Source organism: Micromonospora sp. BL1 (genome assembly GCF_003667485.1).
Taxonomy (GTDB): domain Bacteria; phylum Actinomycetota; class Actinomycetes; order Mycobacteriales; family Micromonosporaceae; genus Micromonospora; species Micromonospora tulbaghiae.
Window position 1 is genome coordinate 1 of sequence record NZ_RCVK01000119.1, and the last position, 7,986, is coordinate 7,986.

General features: G+C 72.8%; 7 protein-coding genes. All 7 read right to left on the reverse strand.

All coding sequences use genetic code 11. The features are described 5' to 3' along the window. Positions 1-118: 118 nt before the first annotated feature. The 7 genes from EAD96_RS01530 to truB all read right to left on the reverse strand — a co-directional run bounded on the left by EAD96_RS01530 (position 119) and on the right by truB (position 7,866). Positions 119-589: a GNAT family N-acetyltransferase gene (locus EAD96_RS01530; protein ID WP_121683003.1), complete on the reverse strand. Its 471-nt coding sequence runs from the start codon at positions 587-589 to the stop codon at positions 119-121. A 66-nt stretch (positions 590-655) separates the two neighbouring features. Next, positions 656-1,417 carry a 4-hydroxy-tetrahydrodipicolinate reductase gene (gene dapB, locus EAD96_RS01535; RefSeq protein ID WP_121683004.1) on the reverse strand — a complete coding sequence of 254 codons (762 nt, stop codon included), beginning with the start codon at positions 1,415-1,417 and terminating at the stop codon, positions 656-658. An 81-nt stretch (positions 1,418-1,498) separates the two neighbouring features. Beyond that, complete coding sequence (locus tag EAD96_RS01540; protein ID WP_121683005.1) at positions 1,499-2,866, reverse strand: pitrilysin family protein; 1,368 nt, start codon at positions 2,864-2,866, stop codon at positions 1,499-1,501. Between the two features lie 121 nt (positions 2,867-2,987). Next, complete coding sequence (locus EAD96_RS01545) at positions 2,988-5,354, reverse strand: polyribonucleotide nucleotidyltransferase (RefSeq protein WP_121683006.1); 2,367 nt, start codon at positions 5,352-5,354, stop codon at positions 2,988-2,990. 219 nt (positions 5,355-5,573) lie between these two features. Then, the gene (gene rpsO / locus EAD96_RS01550) at positions 5,574-5,843 is read right to left on the reverse strand and encodes a 30S ribosomal protein S15 (RefSeq protein ID WP_013284678.1); all 270 of its coding nucleotides are present in this window, start codon (positions 5,841-5,843) and stop codon (positions 5,574-5,576) included. 182 nt (positions 5,844-6,025) lie between these two features. Continuing rightward, entirely contained in the window at positions 6,026-6,952 is a 927-nt protein-coding gene (locus tag EAD96_RS01555) for a bifunctional riboflavin kinase/FAD synthetase (RefSeq protein WP_018785906.1), read from the reverse strand. 29 nt (positions 6,953-6,981) lie between these two features. Further along, a complete protein-coding gene (truB, locus tag EAD96_RS01560; RefSeq protein ID WP_121683007.1) occupies positions 6,982-7,866 on the reverse strand; it encodes a tRNA pseudouridine(55) synthase TruB in 885 nt (294 codons plus the stop codon). Between the last annotated feature and the right edge of the window lie 120 nt (positions 7,867-7,986).

The following is a 7,986-nucleotide window of genomic DNA, read 5'->3' on the forward strand; positions in this document are numbered from 1 at the left end:
CCCTTCACCCCGTCGATCATGAAGTTGACGGCCTTTTCGATCTCCTTAACTGCCGCCAACTTCATGATCGCCGGGCTCAGTTCGCGGGCTTCGCGGTTAGCCGGGGGAGAGAGAGCGGTCAGGCTGGGGGGTGGAGTTCGGCTACCAGTTCGTCGTCCTCAAGGGCGCCTGTGGGGTGGAAACCCAGGGACGTGTAGAGGGCGGCGGCGGGCTTGTTGTCCGGGTGGTAGCTCAGGCGGATCGGCTCGCCCGCCTCGACCAGCCAGTCCGCGAGCGTCCGCACCGTCGCGCGGCCCAGGCCCCGGCCCTGCTCGGCAGCGTCGATCACCATGCCGCCGATCCAGCGCGACCCGTCGTCGTCCACGCCCCACATCACGTGCCCGACGACCGTCTCGTCGGCGTAGACCGCCAGCGAGTTCCAGACGTCCGAGCGTTCGGTGAGAAGCAGGTAGCGGGCGGCCAGCGCGGCCACGAAGGCACGCTGGTCGTCGTGCGGGGCGACGTCCGCCACCGCCCGCCAGTTGTCGTCGTCCACCGGGCGCAGCGTCACCCGGCGGCCGGCGCGGTCGGAATGTCCGGAATCGATCATGAAAGAAGCCTAGGACTGCACCGCCGACCAGGCAAAACGGTTTCCGGCAGCAGGCCGGAGCACGGGTCAGTCGAGCAGGGCGTCCAGGCCGACGGTGAGACCGGGCCGGCGACCCACCTCCCGGACCGCGAGCAGCACGCCGGGCATGAACGACACCCGGTCGTACGAGTCGTGCCGGATGGTGAGCGTCTCACCGGTGGTGCCGAACAGCACCTCCTGGTGGGCGACCAGGCCGGTGGCGCGTATCGCGTGCACGCGTACCCCGTCGATGTCGGCGCCGCGGGCGCCGGGCACCTCGTCGCGGGTGGCGTCCGGCGCGGGCCCCAGGCCGGCGTCGGCGCGGGCGGCGGCGATCAGCCGGGCGGTGTGGGTGGCGGTGCCGCTCGGCGCGTCCAGCTTGCGCGGGTGGTGCTGCTCGACGATCTCGACCGACTCGAAGTAGCGGGCGGCGCGCGCCGCGAACTGCATCATCAGCACCGCGCCGATGCCGAAGTTGGGGGCGATCACCACGCCCACGCCGGGCCGGTCGGCGAGCCAGCCCCGCACCTCGGCGAGCCGCTGCTCGGTGAAGCCGGTGGTGCCGACCACCGCGTGCACGCCGTGCTCGACGCACCAGCGCAGGTTGTCCATGACCGCGTCGGGGGTGGTGAAGTCGACGACCACCCCGGCGCCCGCCTGCGCCACCGCGTCCAGGTCGTCGCCCTGGTCGACGGCCGCGACCAGCTCCAGGTCGGCGGCGGAGTCGACCGCCTTGCAGACCTCCATGCCCATCCGGCCCCGGGCGCCCAGCACACCGACCCGGGCCGCCGCGTTCTGCTGCTCAGTCACGGGCCACAACCTATCCCAGCCCGCGCGGCGCGGTCCGGCGGACCGCACCGCCGCCCAGCATCCGGCGGACCGGGGCGCCGCTCAGCGGCCGACGGTGAAACTGCCCTCGTCGAACGGGCCGACCACGGCCAGCGACATCGGCCGGCCGAGCAGCTCGGCGGCGAGCGCGTTCACGTCCGCGAGCGTCACCGCGTCCACCCGGGCCAGCAGGTCGTCCACCGGCATCAGGTTGCCGTAGAGCAGCTCGCCCTTGGCGAGGCGGCTCATCCGCGAGCCGGTGTCCTCCAGCCCCAGCACGAACGAGCCCTTGCTCATCCCCTTGCCCCGGGCCAGCTCCGCCTCGGTGATCCCCTCGGTGGCGACCCGCGCCAGCTCCGCGCGGGTCAGGTCCAGAACCTCGTCCACCTTGCCCGGCGCGCAGCCGGCGTAGACGGCGAAGACGCCGCTGTCGGCGTACTGGCTGGCGTAGGAGTAGACCGAGTACGCCAGGCCGCGCTGCTCCCGGATCTCCTGGAACAGCCGGCTGGACATGCCGCCGCCGAGCACGTTGTTCAGCACGCCGAGGGCGAACCGCCGGTCGTCGGTGCGGTCGATCCCCGGGCAGCCGAGGATGACGTGCGCCTGCTCGGTCTCCTTCGGCTCGACCAGCGTGGTGGCCGGCTTGGTGCGTACCGTCGGGGTGGCCCGGCGGTGCGGCGCAGGCGACGCCGGGTCGGTGTCCAGCGGGGTGCCGCGCAGCGCCTGCCGGACCAGCTTGACCACGGCGGCGTGATCGAGGTTGCCGGCGGCGGCGATCACGATCTGCGGGGCCGTGTAGCGGCGGCGGTAGAAGCCCTGGATCTGCCGCCGGGTCATCGGCGTGACCGTCTCCTCCGTGCCGGAGATGAGCCGGCCCAGCGGGTGGTCGCCGTAGACGGCGCGGGCGAACAGGTCGTGCACCTCGTCGCCGGGCTCGTCGTCGTGCATGGCGATCTCTTCGAGGATGACGCCGCGTTCGGTCTCCACGTCGGCGGCGGCCAGCACCGAGTCGGCGACCAGGTCGCACATGACGTCGATGGCGAGCGGCAGGTCCTCGTCCAGCACCCGCGCGTAGTAGCAGGTGTATTCCTTCGTGGTGAAGGCGTTGGTCTCGCCGCCCACGGCCTCGATCTGGGCCGAGATCTCCAGCGCGCTGCGCTTGTTGGTGCCCTTGAACAGCAGGTGCTCCAGGAAGTGCGCGGCGCCGGCCTGCGAGCCGGTCTCGTCGCGCGAGCCGACCGCCACCCAGATGCCGAACGACACGCTGCGCATCGCCGGGATCGCCTCGGTGAGCACCCGCAGCCCGCTGGGCAGCACGGTACGGCGGACGGTGCCGCCGAGCGGGTCGTCGCTGAGCGTCCGGGTGACCGCGCGGGCCGCCGAACCGGTCGACGCCACCCCCCGTCCCGTCGAGGCGACTGACGAACTCACGAGAACCTGCTCTCCGGATGACGAGGAACGGCGGGACGTACGACGGCTCCAGTTCGCGCAGGCGACCTGGAGCCGTGGGCCGGCCCGGGTGACGCGGACGTCACCCGGGCCGGTCGGTGGATCAGCTGTGCCGGGTCCGGCGGCGCGGACGGGACTCGCCGCCGCCCTCGCCACCCTCGGAGCGGCGCTCGCCACCCTCGGAGCGGCGCTCACGGTCGCCCCGGTCACGCGGGCCGCGGTCGCCGCCGCGGTCCCGGCCGCCCGACGGACGCTCGCCACCGGCGGCCTCACCGGCGGCCGGCGCCTCGGCGCCCTCCGGACGGATCTTGTCCAGGTAGATCTTGCCGCGGGCGTCGATGTCCGCGATCTCCACCTCGACCTTGTCGCCGACGTTGAGGAAGTCCTCGACCTTCTCGACCCGCTTGCCGTCGCCCACCTTGGAGATGTGCAGCAGGCCGTCGCGGCCCGGCAGCAGCGAGATGAAGGCGCCGAACGCGGCGGTCTTCACCACGGTGCCGAGGAACCGCTCCCCGACCTTGGGCAGCGTCGGGTTGGCGATCCCGTTGATCCGGTCCACAGCGGCCTGGGCCGCCGGCCCGTTGGTCGCGCCGACGTAGATCGTGCCGTCGTCCTCGATGGAGATCTCGGCGCCGGTCTCGTCCTGGATCGCGTTGATGGTCTGGCCCTTCGGGCCGATCACCATGCCGATCTTGTCGACCGGGATCTTGACGGTGGTGACCCGCGGCGCGTAGTCCGACATCTCGGCCGGCGCCTCGATGGCCCGCTGCATCACGTCGAGGATGGTCTGCCGGGCCTCGTGCGCCTGCTGGAGCGCGGCCGCCAGCACGTCCGACGGGATGCCGTCCAGCTTGGTGTCGAGCTGGAGCGCGGTGACGAAGTCACGGGTGCCGGCGACCTTGAAGTCCATGTCGCCGAACGCGTCCTCGGCGCCGAGGATGTCGGTCAGCGTCACGTACTGGGTCTTGCCGTCGACCTCGTCGGAGATGAGGCCCATGGCGATGCCGGCGACCGGCGCCTTCAGCGGCACACCGGCCGAGAGCAGGCCCAGCGTCGAGGCGCAGACCGAACCCATCGAGGTGGAGCCGTTGGAGCCGAGCGCCTCGGAGACCTGCCGGATGGCGTACGGGAACTCCTCGCGCGAGGGCAGCACCGGGATCAGCGCCCGCTCGGCGAGCGCGCCGTGGCCGATCTCGCGCCGCTTCGGCGAGCCCACCCGGCCGGTCTCACCGGTCGAGTACGGCGGGAAGTTGTAGTTGTGCATGTAGCGCTTGCGGTTCTCCGGGGACAGAGTGTCCACCATCTGCTCCATGCGCAGCATGTTCAGCGTGGTGACGCCCAGGATCTGGGTCTCGCCGCGCTCGAACAGCGCCGAGCCGTGCACCCGCGGCAGCACGCCGACCTCGGCGGTCAGCGGACGGATGTCACGCGGGCCGCGGCCGTCGATGCGGACCTGCTCGCGCAGCACCCGGTTGCGGACCTCGGACTTGGTCAGCGAACGGAACGCGGCGGAGAGCTCCTTCTCGCGGCCCTCGAAGCGGCCGGTCAGCTCCTCGGCGACCTTGGCCTTGATCCGGTCCAGGGCCTCCTCGCGGTCGGCCTTGCCGGCGATCTTCAGCGCCTCGGCGACGTCGGCGCGGGCCACGTCGGCCACCGCGTCGTACACGTCGTCCTGGTAGTCCAGGAAGATCGGGAACTCGGCGACCGGCTTGGCGGCCACCTCGGCCAGCTCGCTCTGCGCCCGGCACAGCTCGCGGATGGCCGGCTTGGCGGCCTCCAGGCCGCTGGCCACGATCTCCTCGGTCGGCGCGGTGGCGCCGCCCGAGATCAGGGCCACCGCGTTCGGGGTGGCCTCGGCCTCGACCATCATGATCGCGACCTCGCCGTCCGCCAGGGTGCGGCCGGCCACGACCATGTCGAAGGTGGCCCGCTCCAGCTCCTCCAGGGTCGGGAAGGCGACCCACTGGCCGTCGACGTTCGCGACCCGGGTCGCGCCGATCGGGCCGGAGAACGGCAGGCCGGAGAGCTTGGTCGACATCGACGCGGCGTTGATCGCCACCACGTCGTACGGGTGCTGCGGGTCGAGCGCCAGGACGGTCTCGACGACCTGGACCTCGTTGCGCAGGCCCTTGACGAACGACGGGCGCAGCGGCCGGTCGATCAGCCGGCAGGTGAGGATCGCGTCCTCGCTGGGCCGGCCCTCGCGGCGGAAGAACGAGCCGGGGATCCGGCCCGCGGCGTACATCCGCTCCTCGACGTCCACCGTCAGCGGGAAGAAGTCGAACGACTCGCGCGGCTGCTTGCCGGCGGTGGTGGCGGAGAGGACGACCGTCTCGCCGAGCTGGGCGACGACGGAGCCGGCGGCCTGGCGGGCCAGGCGGCCGGTGGAGAAGGTGATCTCGCGGGTGCCGAAGGCCCCGTTGTCGATCACCGCGGTACGGGATTCGGTGCCGAGGTTGGTCTCGGTCATGTGCTGTGGTGCTCCTTCGCGTCGTCGGCCGACGACACGGGAACTGCTCAGGCGGCCGGTCTTCGATCGAAGCGCCCGGGGTGGCCGGCATCGTGCCGGGATTCCCGGGGGCCACTACCGGAGACCGGTGCTGACCGGCTCCCTCTCGGGTGTCGCGCGGCCGGGTTCTTCGGTGGTACTGCAACGGGGGAGCGGCCAGGCGGCCACTCCCCCGTCAGGTCATCGGCGCAGGCCGAGCCGCTCGATGAGCGACCGGTAGCGGTTGATGTCCTTCTTCTGGACGTAGTTGAGCAGCCGGCGGCGCCGGCCGACCAGCAGCAGCAGCCCACGGCGGCTGTGGTGGTCGTGCTTGTGCACCTTCAGGTGCTCGGTGAGCTCAGCGATCCGCTTGGTCAGGACCGCGACCTGCACCTCGGGCGAGCCGGTGTCGCCCTCGGCGGTCGCGTACTCCTGGCGGATCTTGGCCTTGGCTTCCTGGTCGAGCGCCATGTTCTCCCTGTTTCGTGGGTCATTCGATGAGGTCCGGAGCGGTCGTGGTGACCGGTGCAACGGACCGGTTCCTCGCACCCGCGGCGTCGTGCAGGCACGCGAGGCCCCCGTCGGTCAGCCGACGTCTACGTCAGCCTACCAGCACCCGGGCCGGACGGCCGGTCAAGGTCGCCCCGCGCGGGTCAGAGCACCGCCCGGCGGGTGCGCTCCACGTCCTCGGCGATCTGGGCCACCAGCGGTTCGATCGCGTCGTATGTCCGCTGCTCACGCAGGTGCGCCACGAAGTCCAGGGCCAGCCGCTCGCCGTACAGGTCGCCGGTGAAGTCCAGCGCGTACGCCTCCACCCGCCGCTCCCGGCCGGAGAACGTCGGGTTGGTGCCGATCGACACCGCCGCCGCCAGCGGTTCGCCGTCTCGGCGCACCAGGCGGGCCGCGTAGACGCCGTCGGCCGGCACCGCCGCGTACCTGTGGGTCAGCAGGTTCGCGGTGGGGTAACCCAGCTCACGTCCGCGCTGGTCCCCGCGGACCACCACGCCCTCGACGCGGTGCGGGCGGCCCAGCGCCGCGGCCGCCGCGCCCACGTCGCCCGCGTCGACGCAGGACCGGATGTACGTGGAGGAGAAGACGGTCCCCGCCTCGGCGACCAGCGGCGCGCCCTCGACGGCGAACCCGAAGGTACGGCCCAGCCGCTCCAGCAGCGGCACGTCACCCGCGGCCCGGTGCCCGAAGCGGAAGTTGTCGCCGACCACCACCAGCGCGGCGTGCAGGTGCGCGACCAGCACGTCGTGCACGAACGCCTCGGGTGGCAGCCGGGAGAACTCGACGGTGAACGGCACCACACAGAGCACGTCCACGCCGAGCGCCTCGATCAGCTCGGCCTTGCGCGCCGGCTCGGTGAGCACCGCCGGGTGCGAGCCGGGGCGCACCACCTCGGCCGGGTGCGGGTCGAACGTCACCACCACCGACTTGACGCCCAGCTCCCGGGCGCGCGCCACGGCGTGGCCGATGGTGGCCTGGTGCCCCCGGTGCACGCCGTCGAAGACGCCGATGGTTACCACCGAGCGTCCCCAGCCGCCGGGCGCCGCCTCGTACCCCCGCCACCGCTGCATGCCGTTCCTCCCCTGTCCGCCCGCGCCGTTCAGGCCGGGGCGAGCACGATCTCCGCGCGGGCCCGACCGTCCCGCTCGCTGACGATAGCGATCAGTCCGCCCGCCGGGTCGAAGACCGCGTACGGCCCGGTGATGCCGGCCGGCGCCAGCGGCCCGCCGTGGGACAGCACCCGGGTCTCGTCGGCGGTGGCGTCCCGGCGCGGGAAGAACCGCGCGGCGGCGGCGTCCAGCGGCAGGTTCACCACGTCCGGCGCGCGCTCCTCGAGCTGGTCGAGCGTGGCCGCCTCGGCCAGCGTGAACCCGCCCACAGCGGTCCGGCGCAGCGCGGTGAGGTGACCGCCGACGCCCAGGGCGGCACCCGCGTCGCGGGCCAGGGCCCGGATGTACGTCCCGGACGAGCAGGTCACGTCCACGTCCACGTCCACCACGTCCGGGACGTCCCGGCGGATCGCCAGCACCTCCAGCCGTGACACGGTGACCCGCCGGGCGGGCAGTTCGACCGCCTCGCCGTCGCGGACCCGCTTGTACGCCCGCTGTCCGTCGATCTTGATGGCGCTGACCGCGCTCGGCACCTGGTCGATCTCGCCGGTGAGGGCGGCCAGCGCGGCGCGTACCCCGTCGTCGGTGACCGCGCCGGCCGGGGTGGTCGCGACCACCTCGCCCTCGGCGTCGTCGGTGACCGTGGACTGTCCCAGCCGGATCGTCGCGGCGTAGCTCTTGCCGGCGCCGATCACGTACGTGAGCAGCCGGGTCGCCCGGCCCACGCCGATCACCAGGACGCCGGTGGCCATCGGGTCGAGCGTGCCGCCGTGGCCGACGCGCCGGGTACGCGCCAGCCGCCGGATGCGGGCCACGACGTCGTGCGACGTCATGCCGCCGGGCTTGTCGACCACGATCAGACCGTCTGTGCTCACGACCGCCAAGCCTGCCAGACGGCGCTGATCGGCCCTGCGGGGGATACCGCCCAGCTTCGGCGGGGTGTCAAGATCGTGCGCCCCCGACCCGTCTGCCCGGGAAGTCCGATGACCGATCAC

What these genes read in the sequence shown, in the direction of transcription:
- EAD96_RS01530 (WP_121683003.1), bottom strand. Translation starts at nt 589, where the DNA reads ATGATCGATTCCGGACATTCCGACCGCGCCGGCCGCCGGGTGACGCTG.
- EAD96_RS01545 (WP_121683006.1), bottom strand. Translation starts at nt 5,354, where the DNA reads ATGACCGAGACCAACCTCGGCACCGAATCCCGTACCGCGGTGATCGAC.
- rpsO (WP_013284678.1), bottom strand. Translation starts at nt 5,843, where the DNA reads ATGGCGCTCGACCAGGAAGCCAAGGCCAAGATCCGCCAGGAGTACGCG.
- EAD96_RS01555 (WP_018785906.1), bottom strand. Translation starts at nt 6,952, where the DNA reads ATGCAGCGGTGGCGGGGGTACGAGGCGGCGCCCGGCGGCTGGGGACGC.